General features: G+C 46.0%; 1 protein-coding gene. It reads right to left on the reverse strand.

What is annotated here, in order from left to right:
* Positions 1-361, reverse strand: a 361-nt coding sequence (locus D7V77_RS43520; protein WP_147452405.1) for a hypothetical protein, incomplete at its 3' end; no start/stop codon positions are given.
* Positions 362-400: the final 39 nt, after the last annotated feature.

Genomic DNA, 400 nt, shown 5'->3' on the forward strand with positions numbered 1-400 from the left:
GCTCTACGTCTCCTGCACGATACAAAGATGCCAATGCCGCACGCTCGAATGATGCGTTGTGAGCGATGATTTCCTTGGTCTCGAAAACCTTACGAAACTTCTCCCACACCTTGATAGGCTCTAGTGGACGATCATTGTCATGACGTAGCGGGACGTAGCGCGCCCAATTCTTACTATTGGTGATACTGAAACCAACGACAATAAAATCAGGATGGCGCGTATTAAGTGCTCGCTTGTCTACTGTCTCTGCTGACGTGAATCCGGTCTCACAGTCCCACGCGATTAAATCAGGCCCATCTTCAAGTTCTTTTACAAGTGCGTCTACTTCTTCATATGTTCTAACTACTTGGTAATCGCGCACTGTTCCTCTTCTATCTCATCTTTTATGTCAGTATAATAC

It is taken from the genome of Corallococcus sp. CA041A (assembly GCF_003612075.1).
Taxonomy (GTDB): domain Bacteria; phylum Myxococcota; class Myxococcia; order Myxococcales; family Myxococcaceae; genus Corallococcus; species Corallococcus exiguus.